General features: G+C 72.9%; 12 protein-coding genes. 5 read left to right on the top strand and 7 right to left on the bottom strand.

The features are described from left to right. The first annotated feature begins 18 nt into the window (after window positions 1–18). Window positions 19–1,059, top strand: a complete 1,041-nt coding sequence (locus tag EW117_RS13295; protein WP_129787193.1) for a ThuA domain-containing protein — start codon at window positions 19–21, stop codon at window positions 1,057–1,059. Between the two features lie 78 nt (window positions 1,060–1,137). After that, on the top strand, window positions 1,138–3,456 hold the full coding sequence (locus tag EW117_RS13290; protein ID WP_129787192.1) for a PQQ-dependent sugar dehydrogenase: 2,319 nt from the start codon (window positions 1,138–1,140) through the stop codon (window positions 3,454–3,456). A gap of 71 nt (window positions 3,457–3,527) precedes the next feature. Here EW117_RS13290 and EW117_RS13285 read toward each other — a convergent pair whose 3' ends face one another. After that, window positions 3,528–3,989, bottom strand: coding sequence for a winged helix-turn-helix transcriptional regulator (locus tag EW117_RS13285; RefSeq protein ID WP_165362679.1), 462 nt, complete (start codon window positions 3,987–3,989; stop codon window positions 3,528–3,530). A 103-nt stretch (window positions 3,990–4,092) separates the two neighbouring features. Between EW117_RS13285 and EW117_RS13280 the strand changes: the two genes are divergently transcribed. Then, window positions 4,093–4,803, top strand: coding sequence for an SDR family oxidoreductase (locus tag EW117_RS13280; protein ID WP_129787191.1), 711 nt, complete (start codon window positions 4,093–4,095; stop codon window positions 4,801–4,803). A 229-nt stretch (window positions 4,804–5,032) separates the two neighbouring features. Then, window positions 5,033–5,740, top strand: a complete 708-nt coding sequence (locus EW117_RS13275; RefSeq protein ID WP_242504273.1) for a M15 family metallopeptidase — start codon at window positions 5,033–5,035, stop codon at window positions 5,738–5,740. A 93-nt stretch (window positions 5,741–5,833) separates the two neighbouring features. On the opposite strand, the gene EW117_RS13270 is transcribed toward EW117_RS13275, so the two are convergent. From EW117_RS13270 to EW117_RS13245, 6 genes are all read right to left on the bottom strand, one after another. Continuing rightward, window positions 5,834–7,060, bottom strand: a complete 1,227-nt coding sequence (locus EW117_RS13270) for a Wadjet anti-phage system protein JetD domain-containing protein (RefSeq protein WP_207211858.1) — start codon at window positions 7,058–7,060, stop codon at window positions 5,834–5,836. Beyond that, a complete protein-coding gene (locus EW117_RS13265; protein ID WP_129787190.1) occupies window positions 7,057–10,428 on the bottom strand; it encodes an ATP-binding protein in 3,372 nt (1,123 codons plus the stop codon). Before EW117_RS13265 ends, EW117_RS13270 begins: the two co-directional genes overlap by 4 nt. Beyond that, a complete protein-coding gene (locus EW117_RS13260; RefSeq protein WP_242504286.1) occupies window positions 10,425–11,096 on the bottom strand; it encodes a DUF4194 domain-containing protein in 672 nt (223 codons plus the stop codon). Before EW117_RS13260 ends, EW117_RS13265 begins: the two co-directional genes overlap by 4 nt. A gap of 124 nt (window positions 11,097–11,220) precedes the next feature. Next, window positions 11,221–12,726 carry a DUF3375 domain-containing protein gene (locus EW117_RS13255; RefSeq protein ID WP_129787188.1) on the bottom strand — a complete coding sequence of 502 codons (1,506 nt, stop codon included), beginning with the start codon at window positions 12,724–12,726 and terminating at the stop codon, window positions 11,221–11,223. A 69-nt stretch (window positions 12,727–12,795) separates the two neighbouring features. After that, window positions 12,796–13,815 (bottom strand): DUF4037 domain-containing protein, encoded by a 1,020-nt coding sequence (locus tag EW117_RS13250; protein ID WP_129787187.1) that lies wholly within the window; start codon window positions 13,813–13,815, stop codon window positions 12,796–12,798. Window positions 13,816–13,888: 73 nt separating this feature from the next. After that, entirely contained in the window at window positions 13,889–15,322 is a 1,434-nt protein-coding gene (locus EW117_RS13245) for a BadF/BadG/BcrA/BcrD ATPase family protein (RefSeq protein ID WP_129787186.1), read from the bottom strand. A 269-nt stretch (window positions 15,323–15,591) separates the two neighbouring features. Here EW117_RS13245 and EW117_RS13240 point away from each other — a divergent pair, with 269 nt between their 5' ends. Continuing rightward, on the top strand, window positions 15,592–18,207 hold the full coding sequence (locus tag EW117_RS13240; RefSeq protein WP_129787185.1) for a helix-turn-helix transcriptional regulator: 2,616 nt from the start codon (window positions 15,592–15,594) through the stop codon (window positions 18,205–18,207). The last annotated feature ends 43 nt before the right edge of the window (window positions 18,208–18,250 follow it).

Here is an 18,250-nt window from a genome sequence, read left to right as displayed (position 1 = left end):
GTTCAAAGGAGAACCGTCATGTCGCTCAGGACCATGCTCGGGAAATCGCTCGGCGGCACGGGGCAGTTCGTGCTCGGCCTCGCCATCCTCGCCGCGCTGCTGGCCGGCCTGCACCTCGCGGCCCCGACGCCGACAGCGCTGACACCTGCCGACGGCGACGCGCCCGCGTCGTCGGGCCAGGCCGCCGCCTCCACCGGCGGCACCTCTCCCTACCGGGACAAGCTGGCCGACTACGGCGTCTGCCGCGGCACCGACCCGGCCTGCTACAACGACTGGGACCTGCCCCGCGACGACGACGGCGTCGTCCGCGTGCTGGTGTTCACCGCGACGGGCAGCTCCCGGCACGCCCACCTCGGACCCCTGCTGCCCGCCGGGATGAACCCGCCGCTCACCTCGGCGCACGTGGCGCAGAACGCCGTCGTCCGCTGGGGGCAGGAGAACGGGTTCGAGGTCGACTGGACCGAGGACGTGCGCCAGCTCGACGCCCCGGCCAAGCTCGCCCCGTACGACGCCGTGGTGTTCCTCAGCAACTCCCGCACCATGCTCGACGACGCGTCCCAGACGGCGCTGCTGCAGTACGTCCGGTCCGGCGGAGGCTTCGTCGCGATCCACAACACCCTCGGCGCGATGTACCACTGGCCGTGGTTCCAGGGGCTGCTCGGCGGGGCGAACTTCTACGACCACGGGCCGCACCGCGACGGGCAGATCGTCACGACCGACCGGCGCGACGCCTCCACGCGCGATCTGCCGCCGCGGTGGGACTTCCGCGACGAGTGGTACAACCTCGAGCCGTTCCCCACGGGCGTACGGTTCGTGGCCGAGGTGGACACCGCCACGATCGGGAACCACACCGGCTTCAACGGCCACCCGGGCCACGCGGGCGACCACCCAGTCTCGTGGTGCCAGTACTACGACGGCGGACGCGCGTGGGTCACCACGCTCGGCCACGACTCGGCGGCCTGGACCGAGGACTCGGCGCTCCCGGGCGCCGGGTCGTTCGAGAAGCACGTGGTGGGCGGGATCCTCAGCGCGGCCGGCGCGCGGCCCTTCTGCCGGTAGCACTCGTCCGGTGCGCCCCGACGGGGCGCGCCGGCGCACGCACTCCGCAATGACGACGACGACATTCCAGGAGGCACCATGCGCACCAGACGACGATGGCGACCGGCGGTGGCCGCGATGGCGGTCACCGCGGCCGCCCTGACCGGGCTGACGACGGCGTCGGCCGAACCCGGTCCGATCACTGACCCCGCCCCGGAGGAGATCCAGTCCACGCTGGGCCTCGTCCTCGAGGAGTACGCCCAGTTCCCCAAGACGGAGCCCATCCCGGCGCCGACCGATCGCCGCCTCATGCGGCACGCGCGCATCAACGGGCTCGGCGAGCTGCCGGACGGCTCGGGCCGCAAGTACGTGCCGGACCTCAACGGGCCGCTCTACTTCGTCGAGGACGGCGAGCCGCGGGTCTACCTGGACGTGGCCGCCGAGTTCGCGCCCGAGTTCTTCTCGGGCCGCGGCCTGGGCAGCGGGTTCGGGTTCGCGGCGTTCCACCCGGACTTCGCGGACAACGGCACGTTCTACACGGTGCACACCGAGCGCCCCGGCAACGCCGGTCCCCCGCCGGACCCGACGACCTACCCGCCGCAGACGCCGACGTTCCTGCACTCGGTGGTGACGGAGTGGGTGGCCGACGACCCGGCGGCCGACGTCTTCTCGGGGACGAGCCGCGAGGTGCTGCGTCTCGGCTTCGGCGGCCAGATCCACGCGATCCAGCAGATCGACTTCAACCCGACGGCGCGGCCCGGCAGCGCGGACTACGGCCTGCTCTACCTCGCGGTCGGCGACGGCGGGCGGGGCGTCGGCACCGGCATCCCGCAGGACATGGGGACCCCGGCCGGCAAGATCCTGCGCATCGACCCGGCGGGGACCGACGGGCCGGGTGGCGCGTACGGGATACCGCCCTCGAACCCGTTCGTGGGGACGCCGGGCGCGCTGGGCGAGATCTACGCCGTCGGCATGCGCGACCCGCACCGGTTCAGCTGGGACAAGAAGGACCGGCGCAGCGACGCCCGCATGTTCCTCGGGCACATCGGCGAGCACGCGATCGAGGCGGTCTACGACGTGCGGTCCGGCGACAACTTCGGCTGGGGCGACCGGGAGGGAAAGTACGTCTTCGACCCGGCCGACCGCTGCAACCTGTTCCCGCTCCCTGAGAACGACGCCGATCTCGGCTTCACCTATCCCGTCGCGGCGTACGACCACGACCCGCCGCCCGGCTGGTCGTGCACGTCGGACAGCGGGTACGCGATCAGCGGCGGGTTCGTCTACCGCGGCGACGACCTGCCGGCCCTGGACGGCAAGTACCTGTTCACGGACCTGGTCCAGGGGCAAGTGCTCTTCACCAAGGAGTCGCAGATGCGCCGCGGCGGCCCGGAGGCGCAGATCTACGAGGCCGCGCTCTTCGACACCGACGGCACCCGCAAGCGGATGCCCGACTTCACCGGCGACGAGCGGGCCGACCTGCGGATGGGCCGAGACCGCTCGGGCGACCTGTACCTGATCGCCAAGGCGAACGGGAAGATCTGGAAGATCGTCGACACGGTGTACGCGCCGGTGCCGCAGGAGGTTCCCCGCTCCCTGGAGGGGAACGTGGTGAGCTTCTACGACTTCGAGCACCCGTTCCAGCAGGACGGGGCCGTCGAGATCGACCGGGGCGCGTCACGCACCTACCTCAACCTGATCAACGGCGGGGAGGACATGCGCGTCGCGGACGGCGCGTACCCGGCCAGCAACAACTCCATCCAGCTCAAGCAGGTGGACCCGCTGGCCGCGGGCAACGACGACTGGAAGGCGGGCGTGTTCAACGCCGCGGGGGTGAGCACCCTGTCCGCCTTCAACGGGGTCGACGGGATCACGGTGATGGGCTGGGTCAGGATGACCGGCCAGAACCCGAGCCCGAACACCACGACCCCGGACCCGGACGACCTCTACAACGCCGTCGGCCTGGTGGGCGTGCTGAGCGGCGACTCCGACGGGCACGGCGTCCGCGCACTCCTGGAGATCATCCAGGTGGACGGCGAGCTGCGGCTCGTCGCGCTCGGCCGGCGGATCGACGGCGGCGCGTCGCAGACCTTCGCCGCACACGAGGACTGGCGCACCCTGCTGCCGCAGGACGAGTGGGTGCACCTGGCCGCGACGTTCGACTACACCACCGGGAAGATGGCGCTCTACCGCAACGGCGAGCGGGTACCTGGCTTCTACGTGGCGGACGGCGACCCGTGGCAGGTGGACGGCACGGGCGCCTCGGCGACAACGCCGCGCGGGATCAAGATCGGCGGCAGCTTCCCGCAGGACACGCAGGAGCGGAACCCCTGCAACTGCTCGATGGACACGATCGAGCTGCTGGACCGCGTCGCGACCCCGAAGGAGGTGGCGGCGCAGTACCACCTCATGACCCGATAGTCCCGATGGTTGTGGGCGTGACCGTTGCGCCTATGACGGGCGGGTAGCCGCAACGGTTACGCCCACAACCATCAGCTCAGCCAGCCGGGACCCGGCACTGTCGTGACCTGCTCGGGCGCGAGCTCCTGCCCGTCGTCGCTCAGGAAGGCGACGCGCACCGGCTTCTCCGTGGTCTCCTCGACGTAGACGACGGACGGTCCGAACCCCGAGGGGCGATGGACGTCCCCCCACGCGACGAACGCCGCAAGGACGGTCTTGAGCGCGGCCCCTGCCTCGGTGAGCACGTACTCGTCGCGCTGCCGCTGGCCCTGGTCGCGGTACGGCCGGCGTTCGAGCACACCGCCGTCGACCAGCTTCTCCAGCCGCGCCGTGAGCACGTCGGGCGCGACGCCCAGGTGCGCGCGGAAGTCGGCGAACCTCGTGACGCCGAAGAAGGCCTCGCGGACGATGAGGAGCGCCCACTTCTCGCCGAGTATCTCCAGGCTCCGGGCCACCGAGCAGCGGGCGTTGGCTTCACGAGGCGTTGTGCTCATGCCCACATCCTATCCAACCTGTGTTGTGATTCCATATCCAGGCCTGCTAGGTTGGCGTCACCTACTCAGCCTGCACGACGCACCCGAAAGCGAGCTCCTCCTGATGACTGCCCTCCGAAACGCCGTAGTCCTGGTCACCGGCGCGAACGGCGGCCTCGGCCGCGCGTTCGTCGCCGACGCCCTCCAGCGGGGCGCCGCCAAGGTGTATGCCAGCGCCCGCACGCCGCGCGACGACTGGAACGACCCGCGCATCGTGCCGCTGACGCTCGACATCAACTCCCCCGAGTCGGTAGCCGCGGCGGCCGAGCAGGCTGCGGACACCACGGTCCTGATCAACAACGCGGGCATCCTCGACGGCGGGCTCCCGACGCTGAGCACGCCGCTCGACGCGATGCGCTCGGTGTTCGAGACCAACGTGTTCGCACAGCTCTCGGTCATCCAGACGTTCGCGCCGGTCCTGGCCCGGAACGACGGCAGCGCCGTGATCAACGTGCACTCCGCGCTGAGCTGGCTCGGCGTCGGCCCCTACTCGGCCAGCAAGGCAGCCTTCTGGTCGTTCAGCAACGTGCTGCGCGTGGAGCTGCTCGAACAGAAGACGCACCTGCTCGGCGCGCACCTCGGGTACACGGACACACCCATGATCGCGGCCCTCGACGTGCCGAAGGAGGACCCGCGCGACATCGTGGCGGCGATCTTCGACGGGCTCGAAGCGGGTGAGCACGAGGTCCTCGCGGACGACACGAGCCGTCAGGTCAAGCAGGGCCTCTCCGGGCCGCTGTCGGCGCTGTACCCGCAGCTCCAGACGGCGAGCTGAGGCCGGCCGGTCTCGCTCCGCCCCTTGGGTCGGCGGTGCAACGGACCGAAGTCAGCGAGATCGGTCGGTTGCTCTGAGATCGGTCGGTTGATTGACCGATCTCAGAGCAAGGGACCGAAGTCGCTGACTTCGGTCCCTTGCACGAACCGACCCCGCCGCGCGCCGCATATCGCCGGTATATCGAGAATCGGAGACATCCCGGCAACGTCACCCCCGGTGGGCTGGGGGTATGACTCAACAGGACCTCGCCCAGCCCCTGGCACACAACGCGTACAGCGGTCCCCCGCGGCACACGGGCCGGCGCACCGGTCGCCGGGCCGGCCGCCTCGCCGGCCGGCGCACCGACCGCCGTCCGATGGCCTATGCCGTCGTGGCGGCGGTCGCACTGGTCGCCGTCTTCGGCGTCTACCCGCTGCTCGACAACGGTGGCGACTCGCCGGTCGTGCAGGCCGTCGACAAAGCGGTGGGCCGGGCTTCGGCCGGGTCCGAGTCCGGGTCCACGGGCGTGGCCGGAGGCGACGTCCCCGGCGGGCAGGCGACGCTCGACGACGACATCCCGGCGATCACCGGTCTAGACCCGGCGCTCGCCGCCGCCGTCCGGCAGGCCGCCGACGACGCCGCGGCCGACGGCATCGACCTCTGGATCACGAGCGGCTGGCGCAGCCCAGCCTTCCAGCAGTACCTGCTCGACGAGGCGGTCAAGGAGTACGGCAGCCTGGAAGAAGCCCGGCGCTGGGTGAATACACCGGAGAAGTCCACGCATGTCGGCGGGAACGCCGTCGACATCGGGCCGGCCACGGCCGACTACTGGATGATCCAGCACGGCGCCGAGTACGGGCTGTGCCAGGTGTACGCGAACGAGATCTGGCACTTCGAGCTGCTGACGGAACCCGGCGGCACCTGCCCGCCACTGGTCGAGGACAGCTCCGCGGGCTAAGACCCGCGTCGGCCGGCAGAGGCATCCCGGGCCTCAGGCTCAGGGCCTCGGCCTCGGGCTCAAGACATCGGGCTCAGGCTCGGGACCTCAAGCTCACGCCCGGACCAGGTCCAGCAGGGCCGCCCGGGCGTCCTCGCCCGGGATGCGCTCCTGCTCGATCCGGCGGAACGGTGCCGGACCCGCCGTCGCGACGGCGTGGTAGGCCACCCTCTCGTCCGCGTTCAGGCCTGCGAGGTGCCCGGACGACGGCGGGATCGGCCGCCCGTCCTGGTCCGTGCTGACGCCGAGCGGCTCGTACCGCCGCAGGGCGCTCGCATCCATCAGGATCGACGAGACGTCCCGGCCGGGCGAACCGTCGTCTGCCGGCGCCGCCATCACCCGGCGGAAGTGATCGAGGATCGCGAACCCGTCCGAGTCGATGTCTCCCCAGTAGACGATGTTCTCCGCGCGACGGACCCAGGGAATGCCCGCCAGGAGCACGGCCGCGGCCCGGCCTCCGCCCTCCACGACGAGCGCGTCCTCCAGCGGAGGGAACCACAACCGGCTGTCCCGGTTCTCGACGACCAGGACGGTGCGGGGTGTGTAGGCGATGTCGTGCACGTCCCCCGTGGTCCACGCGTCGTGCCGCCGTCCGCCCGTCGCCAGGTACGCGGGATCGACATAGGTCAGGTGCACGACGGCGAGCCGGGGCCGCACCTCGTCGCGCACGTCGCGCCCGGAGACGTCCCGCAGAAGCGAACCGTTCGCCTCGAGCCATTTCGAGTGCACCCCGGGGACGGGCAGCTGCCGGGCCGTCCAGCCCCCGACGTCGGGATGGTTGGCCAGCCACTCGACGGCACGGACCAGCATCCCGGCGTCGACGTCGGACAGCTTGCATGCCTTCTTGAGCGTGGGCGGGGTCAGCACGCCACCCGCTGCACGCAGCCTGCCCGCCACAGCCCGGGCGAGGCCCAGATCGACCGCCGGCGGCGTCCCGCCCAGGTGCTGAACGAGGACGACGGCGGCGTCCAGCCCCGTGACCCTGAGCTCGACGGGAATGGCGGCCCGGACCCCCTCGACCGTCAGCCCGCCGGTCGCGATCTCGACGCCCGGCAGCCGCGCGGCGTCGACGTCGCGCCAGGACTCGACCCACTCGTGCCACAGGTCGAAGCCGAACCGCGCCGCGGCGGCGCCCGCGGTGACGCCCGGCCGGAGCCGGACCGTCGCGCGGAACGGCTCGGTGCCGTCCACCTCGGCGCAGACCCCTGCGGCCCAGCCGGTACGAACCTTCTCCGCGACCTGCGCGCCGGCGTCTCCCGGCGAGACCAACTGCTCGGTCACGACGGCGCTGCCCCAGGATCGACCCCCGCCACCGCCTTGGTCCGAGACCGGCCTGAGGCGTCCTTCAGGACCACGTACTTCATGTCGACGTGGGGCTCCAGCGCGCTGTACTTGTCGTTCGGCGCGCCGATGATGAGCTGGAAGCCGAGCCCCCGCCAGGCGCCGACAGCCCGGCCCGTGAACCGCGCGTCTGCCTTGATCAGGGCCTCGTCCAGGAACACCGGCGCGTACCGCGGCCGCTGGGCGCCGGCGTCGCCGAGCTGGTACCGCAGCGCCGCGCCGACGATGAACGCCACGAGCTCCTGCGACTCGCCGCCGGACTTCTCCCCGATGCCGTCGTAGTGCGCCACGTGGTTGCCGTCCAGGTCGACCTTCTCGGCGCTGAGCCGCACGTGTCGCCGCACGTCCACGAGGTCGGCGAAGTCCGGCGCGGTCCGGCGGATGCGGTCGATCACCTTGGCCATCCGCAGGTAGCGCCGCTCCCGCTCGGCGTCGGTGGCCTCCCGGGACAGCACCTCGCGCAGGGTGCGCAGCTCCTTGCGAAACGCGCCGACGACGGCGGACTGGTTGTCGCGCGCGTCGATCCGGAGCCGGTGCTCGTCGTCGGCGAACGGCAGGTCCGCCAGGATGTCGTTGACCGGGCCGATCCGCTCCTTGATCTCGCGGACCGCACCGGCCAGCGCGCTGTGCAGGTCGGTGAGGTCGTTCCCCGACAGGCGCAGGAGGCTGTTGCGCCACTGCGCCTCGAGCTCGTGGATGCCGTTGGACTCAAGGTCCGTCAGGATCCGCTCGTAGTCGGCGAAGGAGGCGTCCGGGTCGGTGCCCAGGTTCGGGTCCTGCCAGCGCTCCTTGAAGTTCTCGAACGTCCTGCGCAGCGCCTCCCGCGCGGTGCCGAGGGCGGTCTGCGCCGCCTCCCGGTCCGCCCGCAGCCGCTCGGTGGCCTGCCGCAGTGCCCCGTCGAACGCCGCGAGCGCCGCGGCCGCGGCGTCACCGCCGTGCGCCGGGTCGGGGCCGGCGGCCCGGAACAGTGCGTCGAGATAGTCGCGCTGGTCGGGTCCGACGGCGATCCCGGCCGTGTCGGCGTCGTCCAAGGCCTGCTGGGCGGCGTCGACCTCGTCGGTGATCGCGGTCCAGCCCGCCTCGAGCGTCTCGGCCTGGGCCTTGGTCTTGCCGAGGTCCTGGTTGAGGCTGTCGATCAGCTTGCCGAGTGTGTCGGCCTGCTCGCGCAGGCGGGTGATCTCGGGGTTGCCCGCGGTGACCTCCTCGATGACCTTCGCCCAGCGGCCCTGTTCTGCCTCGACGGAGACGACGTCGACCTGGTCCCAGGTCAGGCCGCTGACGGTGCGGTAGGCGTCGAGCTCGTCGTCGTGCCGGTTCAGGAGGGTGTCGGCGTCCTCGACGCGTTGTTCGTGGTCGGCGAGCCGGAGTCGGGCGCGGTCGATCCGTTCGTCGAGCTCGGCCAGGGCGCGGCCGTTGGTGAAGCCGAGGACGTTGGAGCGGAGGTTGCCGCCGTGGGCGCCGCGGTGCCCCTCGGACTGCTGCCCGGACCGGGTGAGCGCCATCTTGTGCTGTCCGAGCTGTCCGGGGGTGTCCACGCAGACGTAGGCGAAGCGCTGCGCGAGCTCGTGCTTGAGCCAGCCCGCGAACGGACCGCTGCGCACGTCGAGGCGGCCGGGCAGGGTGCGCGTGTCGAGCCCGATGTTGTCGCGCATGCCGGTGGGGACGCCCTCGAACCGGATGCGGGTGGCGGTCGGGACGCTGTCGATGGCCTTGCGGAACGCCTGGATGCGGGCGGTGTCGATCAGCATCTTGGTGGCGAAGCCGCCGAGCGCGAGGTTGAACGCCCCGCGCCAGGGCTCGAACTCGGTGCGGACCTCCAGGAGCTCCCCGACGAAGGGCAGGTCCTCGGGCGTCAGCCCGGCCGCCTCGGCGAGCGCGGCACGGGCCCGGTGCAGGTGTTCGGGGATGTTGCCGCGCCGCTCGGCGGCCGCCGACCGTTCGGCCTCCAGCTCCGTCAGCTCGGTGCGCGCGGCGTTCCGCGCGGACATCGCCTCGCCGAACGCGTCGCGCGCCGCCTTCTTGGCGCCGACGTCGTCCAGCGCGGCCCGGGCGCGGGCGGCGACCGCGGAGAACTCGGCCTCCGTGGTGGCCGATGCGTCCAGCACGCCGAGGGCGGCGTCCAGGCGCTGGCGGGCACGGGCGACGTCGGCCAGCCGGGCGTCGACGCTCTTCAGCTCGCGCTGTGCGGTAACCAGCCGGTCGCCGCCGGACGCGCGCAGGGTCTCGGCCACGCCGTCCAGCTCGGACTTCGCTCCGGTGATCCGCGCCGCGGTCTCGTCGGCGCGCGCCAGCGCGTCGCGGTGGCCGGTCTGCAGGTCGTGCTCGACGGCACGCAGCAGGTCGAGCCGCCGTTCGTGCCGCCACAGCGCGGCGGGCGACGCGGCGTCGGCGAAGGAGCCGATCTCGTCGATGACGCGCAGCCGCTCGCCCGCGGAGCCGATGGCCGCGTGGTGCTCGCGGATGGCGGACAGCGCGTTGACCTGCTGGCGGGCGGTGATCATCTGCTCCCGGGTGCCGGCGAGCTCGTCGAAGTGCTCGACCACCTCGTCGGCCTTGGCCAGGGTCTCCGGCTCCTCGAGGACCATCGCCTTGTACAGGGCGTCCACGGTGGTGATCTGCTGGCCTGCCTGGATGCGGCCGAGCAGCGCCACGGCCTTGTTGCCGTCGCCGGAGGCACCGATGCCGAGCGTGGAGTGCAGGCGTGCCGTGAACTCGCGGTCGGTGTCGAAGGACGCCAGCCCCGCGTCGGTGACCGCGGGCCGGGCGAAGCGCTGGGCGGCCGCCTCCTCCAGGTCACGCAGGTTGACGGGGCCGTCGCAGGTGGCCCGCAGTGCGACCACCTCTTCCAGGGTGCGGGCGGCGGCGGGGACGTACCAGGCGCGGACGGCGGTGAAGTGCGTGCCGGACTGGTCCGCCCAGGTCATCGCGATCGCCGACCAGGTGTCGCGCCCGTCGCCGCGCAGCACGCGCTGGCGCGTGCCGTCATCGGTCCGGGACTCGTCGATCTTGCCGCGCGCGTACGACAGGATGTTGCGCTGGTCCTTGCCGCGCGGCCGCCCGACGACGCTGCCGTTGGACGCGCCGTTGAACGGCGTGGTGTGCGGCATGAGCAGCGCGATGTAGGCGTCCATCAGGGTCGACTTGCCCGACCCGGAGCCGCCGGAGAGCAGGGTCGCGGTGGACGCCAGGCGCACCCGGTGGTGGCCGTCGTAACCGCCCCAGTTGACCAGCTGCAGGTCGCGCGCGACCCACTGCTGCCCCGTGGACGCCGCGGGGATCATCCCGAACAGGGTGTCGATCATCGTCATCGCGGGTCCTCCGGGTCGGGGGCGTCGAGGTCGGTCTGCCGTCCGGCGTCGGCGGGCGGGTCTGTCGATTCGTCGCGCAGACCGTTCTGCTCGCGGAGCCAGGCCCGCAGCTCCACGAGGCGCTCGTTGCTGAGCACGATCTCGACCAGCGGCGTGACGCGGAACCGGCCCTCCGACTCCTCCTCGATGAGCCCTTCCTTCTCCAGCCGCCGCACGGCGTTGCGGATCTCGGTCTGCCGAGCGGCGAGGTTCTTGTCGTCGGGGTCGAAGAACGTCAGCACGGTCTGCTCGACCTCCTCGACGTCGACCCGCGCCGAGGACTCCCCCGCGCCCTGCTCCCGCTGGAAGACGGTGCGCAGATGGACCAGGACCAGCGTCTCGGCCCGGCTGTACGGATCGTCCTTCAGCATGATCGGGACGTCGAGCTCGGCCGAGCGCACCTGCTTCTTGTAGGCGATGCCCCGGTCGTGGTCGACGACGAGATGGATGAACAGGTCGTGCAGCCGCGACTCGATCACCTGCTGGTTCTCCAGCAGGGTGCGCCATTGCGCCCGGTTCTGCTCCGCAGTCAGGAACCGGCGCCGCAGCAGGCGGACGAGCACCCGGCGCACGGCGGCGTCGAGCGTCCCGGAGTCGCCGGCGAACAGCTGCTCCGGGTCCTCCTCCATGGGGACCGGGTCGATGAAGCCGTCGGCCGGCTCAGCCCCGCCTTCCGGCGCCTGGTCCTCGGCCGGCGCCTGGTCCTCGGCCGGCGTCTGCTCCTCGGCCGGGACCTGCTCCTCGACGGCGGTCTCACTCATTCGTCTCTTCCTTCGTCTGTACCGTGACGCCGCCGAACGCGAACCGCCTGCGGGACCCGTCGGGGCGGACCGCCTCGACGAGCGATACCTGGTCGGTCTCGGTCATGCCGTCCTGGTGTGCGATCTCCAGCAGCCCGAGCAGATCGACCGGCCTGCGGATCCGCTCGGGCGCGGCGCTGAACGCCGAGGCGAGGTCCGCGCCGCCGTCGGGCGCCGCGCCGTCGGCCGCGAACGACACCAGGTGCTCCCGCAGCTCGGCGTAGTGCGGCCCGCCCCACTCGCGGGCGCCGTCCTCCAGGTCGGTGTCCGCGCCGTCGTCCCACGCCGACAGCGGCACGGGCGGCTGCGGCGGGCTGAGGTCGCTCGTCGACTGGCGCAGGTGCGCGACGTCGGCGACGGGGAGCCGCCGCAGCGGGTCCACGTACTGGCTGCGCCGGGTCGTCGGCATCCAGGTCTGGAACCCGATCATGACCTCGCGCAGCAGCTCGTCGACCTGGCGGTCGCGCAGCGGGTCGTGGTTGCGGACCTGGGTGGTGATGACGTGGGAGGCCTGGCGCTGGGCCTTGATGACCTCGGCGACGCCCTGCTCGATGCGCCGCCCGATGTCGCGCAGCTCGGCGCGCTGCTGCCCCGGCAGCCGCCCCGTGAAGCGGTGCCGCAGCACCGTGTCGAGCTGGAGCGACAGCTCGTCGATCCGCTCCGGGTCGCCGATCAGGCGCAGCGCGCCGGCGAAGGCGCGGCCCTCGGGCGTGGCGGTCATCACCTGCTCACCGCGCTCCAGGTACTCGCGCAGCACGTCGCCCGACGGGCGCTCGTCCTGGCGCAGCGCCGTCACCACGTCCCGCTGCATGGCCCGGATCGACTCCGCCACGCGCGCGAAGTCGGCGGGCAGCTCGCGCACCAGGTGCAGGACGTTCTCCGCCTCCTCGAGCAGCTCCTCCTCGTCCACCTCGTCGACCTCGCCCGTCCGCTGGATCCGCGTCAGCTCGGCCTGCAGCCGCTTGATTTGGCCGTCCAGCCGCGCCATGCGGACCAGCACGTCGGGGTCGGCGTCCTGGGCCAGCCGCTCCACGGCCTCCAGGAGCGTCCGGACTCGCGACTCCGAGACCCGCGCGCGCGCCCCACCGGCGCGCCCTGCGACCTCCAGCGCCCCGACGGCGTGCGCCGAGAGCTGGTAGACCTCGACGTCGCCCTCGACGATCTGGCGTTTCAGCCAGCCGACGTCGGCCCATTGCCGGCACAGCTCGCGGGCGCTGCCCAGCGGGATCGCCCGGGTGCCGTCCGCGTTCAGCTCGTAGCCCTGCGCGCGCAGCTGGTCGAGCGCGTCGCCGATCTCGGTGTGCGCCTCCGCCACGGGCACCGTCGGGCGCTCCGGTGTGAACACGAGCGACAGCAGCGACACCACCAATGGGGCATACCTCCGGTGGAGCAGGTCCAGCATCGGCTCCTGGAAGGCCCGGAGCGCGCCCAGGTACGCACTCTCTGCACGAGTAATCATCGCCGGTCAGAGTACGTCGGACCGCCGACATTCACCGCGCCGTCGTCCACAGGGCGCCGTGCCGGATCGTCACTCGCAGGCCGCGAGGCGGGGCCGCACGCCCGCGTCGGTGAGGGTGCCGACGTCGTCCACCCACTGCTCGACGCCACCGCGGTGCGACAGTGAGCGCACCGCCGGGTCGGTGACCGCGGCTCTCAGCACCTGCGGTATACCGCGCAACCCCGTGAACGGGCGGTCGTAGAACGGCTCGCACGCCGGCCCGTCGAGCGCCGGCAGCCCGACGGCGCGCTGCCGCTCGTGCAGCGCCTCGCACGCCGCGCGCAGGGCCGCGTCCCGCTCCTCCCAGGTCGCGGCCGCGAGCGCGCCCACCAGGTGCCCGCCGGCCGACGGCGCCACCGGCAGCCGTGCGAACAGGGTCCCCGCCCACTTGGGGTACGGCGGCCAGCTCCGCTCCAGCAGGAAGCCCAGCCGGACCAGCGCCGTGATCAGGCGCGCGGCGATCAGCCGGGACCCGAGGTCGTCGCCGCGCTGCCCGGTGCGGCCCACGAACGGCAGCTCCTGCTCGACGCGGGTCCAGTCCGCGGCCAGGACGTGCAGCCACACGTCGTGCGGGTACCAGGACAGGCGCTCGCGCAGCGCGGTGATCTCGCCGGACGTGTCCTCGAACACCGGCCCAGCGGTGACCTCCAGTACGGACTGCCCGGTCAGCGAGAGCCAGTCGGTGGGCGTGAGGCCGTCGCCGACGTCGAGCCCCGTGCGCGACCGCACGAGATCCGCGGGTGACGCCACCTCGACGCGGTACCGGACGGTCGGGTCCCAGGTAACGGGGAACGCCGTCGGCCGGCCCCGGTACGACGCCGGGAGGGACGCGGCCAGGACCCGATCCACGTCGTGGACGTGCTCGGCCGGGACGAGGAGGGTCAGCCGCAGCCCCCAGTCGTGGTCACGAGAGGTGTCGTCGTCCAGCCCCAGCACGTCCGACCCACCGCCGAGCCGCCCTACCGCGCGCGGCACGCCGGGCAGCTCCCGGTCCAGGATCGGACGGACGATGTCGGCCCAGTACGCGCGGGCGAGCTCGATACCGGACATGGCGCCAAGGTAGAAGCCTGGCCTGGCGCGGTCCAGCGGATTCCGGCGAGACACCATGAACGCCGAGAACAGGTCAGCGCACGTTCGCGGTGACCGCCCGCGTCGTCAGGCAGGTCCAGCCGCCGACGTAGATGCGGTCGCCGTCGGACAGCCAGCGGCGCTCCCCCGGCCGCAGCGGCTCGGTGGGCAGCGCGTCGCCGCGGGCGGCGACGTACGTGCCGTTGGCCGACCCGAGGTCGACGACGCTCCAGCCACCCTCCACCCAGGCGATCTCGCAGTGCCTGCGCGAGACCCCCGTGTCCTCGCACACGATGTCGGGCACGACGCCGCGGCTGCGCGAGGCGCGTCCGACCACGAGGCGCTCGCCGGTCAGTGGCACGACGGCGTCCGCGGACACGGACGAGACCATGTCGCCCTCCGGGACCTGGTCGGCCGACCACTCGAAGTCGGACCGGATCTCCACCGCCCACGCCCTCGGTGTGTTCTCGAGCCGCTCCATCGGCCGGACGGCCGGGAGCACCACCTTCGGCATCGTGATCGAGTCGTCCAGCCGGGGTCCAGCGCCGATCCGGACCGCGAGCAGGGGGACGTGCTCCTGGACGACGTCGGGGTGCGCGGTCAGCATCCGCGCGAGGGCCAGCGCGCCGTCGATCGGGAGCCCCGCACTGGGCTGCACGCGCACGTCGGCGCGCTTCTCCAGGAGGTGCTGGAGCACCATCGACCGGAACACCGGCGCATGCATCAGGAGCTTTCCGGTGGTGACCGCCACCGGCTCGACACCGGGATGGCTCAGCACGGCGCACAGCCCGTCGGCCAGGGACTGGGCCGCCTCGTCGAGGATCTGGCGGCACGCCAGGTCACCGTTGCCCGCCTCAGCGATGACCTGCGGCGCGAACGCGGCGAACAGCGACACGTTGTTGACGGATGTCCACTGCTCCCGCCGTCCGAAGTGCTCCTCGGCGGCCCGGACCAGCCCCGGCGACGCGCCCATCCGGCGGCCGTCCATCGAGCGCGCCGCGGCGTCCAGGCCGCGCCGTCCGATCCAGGCGCCGCCGCCGTTGTCGCCCACGTGCGGCCCCATCCCGTCGGCGAGGTGCCACCTGCCGACGTCGTCGCAGGCGACCGCCACCGCACCCGTGCCGACCGCGAGCGTGGCGCCCGGTCCAGCGCCGAGGGCACCCAGGTGGGCCGTGACCGCATCGCTCGACACGGCGGTCGAGCTGGTGCGCAGCTCCTCCGCGAGGATGTCGTGCACGCGGTTCGGGTCGAGCTTCCCCGCCTGCGTCAGGGACCGGAAGCCCCGCATCCCGACGGCGGCGGCCGCCACCCGAGGCCGCCCGCCGAACTCGGCCGCGAAGCCGCGGCACAGGTTCCGCACCACGTCAGGCACGGTCGAGCGGCCGCCGACGACGGCGGCCGGCGGCCCGGCGATCTCATAGGACTTTCCGCCCGGTCCCGTACTGACGCGCAGGCGCGACCCCGTGCCGCCGATGTCGACCCCCGCCACCCGCGTGTCCGTTTCGAGGCCACTTGCCCCACCCTGCTGACCAGTCGCTATCGGCACCGGGACATACTCCCCCGGGACGTCGCGGCCCGCGACGCGACGGGTGATATATGCGTCTGGCGCCGGAGCCGTCAGCGCCGACGACGTCGCACGGCGCCCGCAGCCGACAGGGGCAGATCTACGTGCCCGCGAGCGCACCGCTACGCGCCCGCCCGGCCGGACCCGGTACCCGCCGACACGGAAGTGCGGGCCCGCGCGGGTACTGTCGGCCTATGGAGGAGAACCCCGTCGAGGGCGTCTTCGCCCGACTGATCGACCAGATCGAAGCATTCGTGCACGACGGCGTGAGCGTGCACCTCGTGGGCCCGCACAGCTCCGGGCGCAGCGCGCTGCTCGGTCTGGTCGCCGACCGCCTGGACGACGCCGGTGCGACGGTGCTCCGGCTGGGCGGCAACGCCGCCTGGCGCGGAGAGCCGTACGGAGCGCTCCTGGCGTCGGGCATCGGCGCCGCGGCCCCTCCAGGTCCCCGCAAGCCTGCCGACGAGGTCACCCGCGCCCTGGCCCAGCAGCTCCGGGGCTCGGCGGTGGTCGTCGCCGACGACGCCGACGAGCTCGACCTGCCGTCGGCCGGCGCCTTGCTCACGGCCCACCGGCAACGGCCGCTCGTCGCCGTCACCAGCAGCCTTCCCCACCAGCCGGCGCGGCCGGACTCGCTGATGCTCGGCCTCGCGCCGGCGGTCCGGATCCGGGTTCCGATGCTCGACTTCGACGAGGTCCACCAGGTCTGCCAGGACGTGCTCGGCGACCGGGTCGAGGCCGGCGCGCTCGCGCGGATCGCGATGAAGTCCGGCGGGCTGCACGGGCTGGTCCGGACGATCGCGACGGTCGGCCGGCACACCGGGCGGCTGGTCCGGCGCCGCGGCGTCTGGACCCTGCCGGGTGACCTGTGGTCCGAACACCTGGCCGCGGTCGTCGAGCCTTTCCTGGCCGGCGTCGAACCCGAGGTGTGGGACGGAGCGACCACGCTGGCCGTCACGGGCCCGGTGTCGCTCGACAAGGCCGAGACGCTAGTGGGCCGAACGGTCCTGGACCGGCTGATGTCGGCCCGGCTGGTGCACCACATCGACGACGGCGGCGTGGGCGTGGTCGGGCTCTACCCGCCCCTGCTCGCGGAGTTCCTGCGTCGCGAGGGCTCGGCGTTCGGGCTGGCGCACGGGCGTGACCTCGGCGGCCCTTCGGCGTTCCTGCCGACCGCGCGGGCCTACGAGGCCGGGCTCACCTCACCGTTCGACACCACGCAGGCGGTCGGCGCTGACGCCGCCGTCCTCAACCAGCAGATGGTCGGCCGGGCCGCCGCCGCCGTGGCCGATGCCCGGCGCGCCTGGGAGCAGGAGCCGGTCCCCGAGACGGCGCTGCCCCTGCTGATCGCGCTCCGCGCCGCCGGAGCTCCCGCGACGCAGGTCGAGTACGTCATCGCCGAGACGCCGCTCACCGAGGAGAGCGAAGCGACAGCGATGACCGTCTCCTGGATCGCCGGCTGGCGCGCCGTCTACCAGGCCGACCTGCCGGCAGGACTTCGGCTGCTGGAGAAGCACGAAGCACGTATGCCACGGTTCGCCGGCCTGCTGCGCGCCAGGCGGGCGAACCTGACCTTCCTCCGCGACCGGGTGCCGGAGCCGGCACTGCTCGACGAGCCCGCCGGCTCCGGCAGCTCCACCGGCGACCGGGAACCGCTGGGCGCCGACCTGCGGGCGTGCGTTCGCGCGGACCTGCTCGTCGCCGGCGGCCAGGTCGATGCCGCGCGCAAGCTCCTGGCGGGCCTCCGCCCGCACGACCCGGTGCTCGCCGACCAGGCCACGGCGGCCCGGGCGCTGGCCGACGTCCTCGCCGGCGACATCGATGCGGGCGTCGATCGGGCCGACGACCAGCTGCATGCCGCCTACCAGCGCGGACACCTGCGTCAGATCCAGGCCTTCTCCTACGTGACGATCCTCGGCCTTGCCCTCGCCGGCCGCCTCGGGGACGCGTCCCAGCTCCTCTTCCGCACGTTGTCGGCCACTACCGTCGATGGGTTCCGGGAGATCTATCACACCGGCGTGCTGGTGCTGGGCGCCGAGATCGCGCTCGGTCAGGGCAGGCCGGCGTACGCCAGGAACCTCGCGGCGCAGGCCATCGCCACCGAACGGGGCACCGGGCCGTGGCCCGGCATGGTGCCGTCGGTGGTGACCGCGATGGCTGCCGGGGACGACGCCGCTGCTCCCGACCTGTGGGAGCTGGTCGCCGACCGCACCGGCCGCGGTTACGTCGCCAGCGCGATCCTCCTGGCGGTCGAGGCGAACGGCCAAAGGCCCGACGCCCCCCGGGCCCGTGCCGTCCGCGACACGGCGGCCGGCACGCAGAGCCCGCTGCTGCGCGCCCTCGGCGAGTACGTGGTCGCCGACGCCGAGCACGACCTGGCCGGGCTGGCCCGCGCGATCAAGTCGTTCGTGACGACCGGCGCGCGCCTGTACGCGGTGCGTGCCGCCGTCAGCCGCGCGCTCGCCCTGCGCGCGGCCGGCCGGGCACAGGAGGGTGTCGAGCAGGCTGACGCCGCCTGGCAGCTCTCCTCGGTCGCCGGCATAGAACGCTCAGGTCTCTTCGCCCCGCTCGTGAACGACGTCGGCCTGTCGGCCCGCGAGCTGGAGATCGTGCAGCTCATCGCCACGCCGATGCCGGCCGCCACCGTCGCCGCGACCCTGCAGATGAGCGTCCGCACCGTGGAGACGCACCTGCACAACACTGCCCACAAGCTAGGCACGACGGGACGCCAGGCGCTGGTCCGGGCCACGACGACCTGGCTGCGACCCGCGCGGCACCGAGCGGACGGCGGGCCAGGCGCGCCCGCGTAGCGAGCGAGCCGGTGCCGGGACAGGGTGGTGGCAAGGACTTGAG

Source organism: Promicromonospora panici, assembly GCF_900608595.1.
GTDB classification, from domain to species: Bacteria; Actinomycetota; Actinomycetes; order Actinomycetales; family Cellulomonadaceae; genus Promicromonospora; species Promicromonospora panici.
Note: the sequence above shows the minus strand (reverse complement) of the source record. Positions and strands in the feature narration are given on the sequence as shown.

Bases quoted from the DNA above. Each gene is read 5' to 3' on its own strand.
- EW117_RS13295 (WP_129787193.1), top strand. From the start codon at position 19: ATGTCGCTCAGGACCATGCTCGGGAAATCGCTCGGCGGCACGGGGCAG.
- EW117_RS13290 (WP_129787192.1), top strand. From the start codon at position 1,138: ATGCGCACCAGACGACGATGGCGACCGGCGGTGGCCGCGATGGCGGTC.
- EW117_RS13285 (WP_165362679.1), bottom strand. From the start codon at position 3,989: ATGAGCACAACGCCTCGTGAAGCCAACGCCCGCTGCTCGGTGGCCCGG.
- EW117_RS13280 (WP_129787191.1), top strand. From the start codon at position 4,093: ATGACTGCCCTCCGAAACGCCGTAGTCCTGGTCACCGGCGCGAACGGC.
- EW117_RS13275 (WP_242504273.1), top strand. From the start codon at position 5,033: ATGACTCAACAGGACCTCGCCCAGCCCCTGGCACACAACGCGTACAGC.
- EW117_RS13265 (WP_129787190.1), bottom strand. From the start codon at position 10,428: ATGACGATGATCGACACCCTGTTCGGGATGATCCCCGCGGCGTCCACG.
- EW117_RS13260 (WP_242504286.1), bottom strand. From the start codon at position 11,096: ATGGAGGAGGACCCGGAGCAGCTGTTCGCCGGCGACTCCGGGACGCTC.
- EW117_RS13255 (WP_129787188.1), bottom strand. From the start codon at position 12,726: ATGATTACTCGTGCAGAGAGTGCGTACCTGGGCGCGCTCCGGGCCTTC.
- EW117_RS13250 (WP_129787187.1), bottom strand. From the start codon at position 13,815: ATGTCCGGTATCGAGCTCGCCCGCGCGTACTGGGCCGACATCGTCCGT.
- EW117_RS13240 (WP_129787185.1), top strand. From the start codon at position 15,592: ATGGAGGAGAACCCCGTCGAGGGCGTCTTCGCCCGACTGATCGACCAG.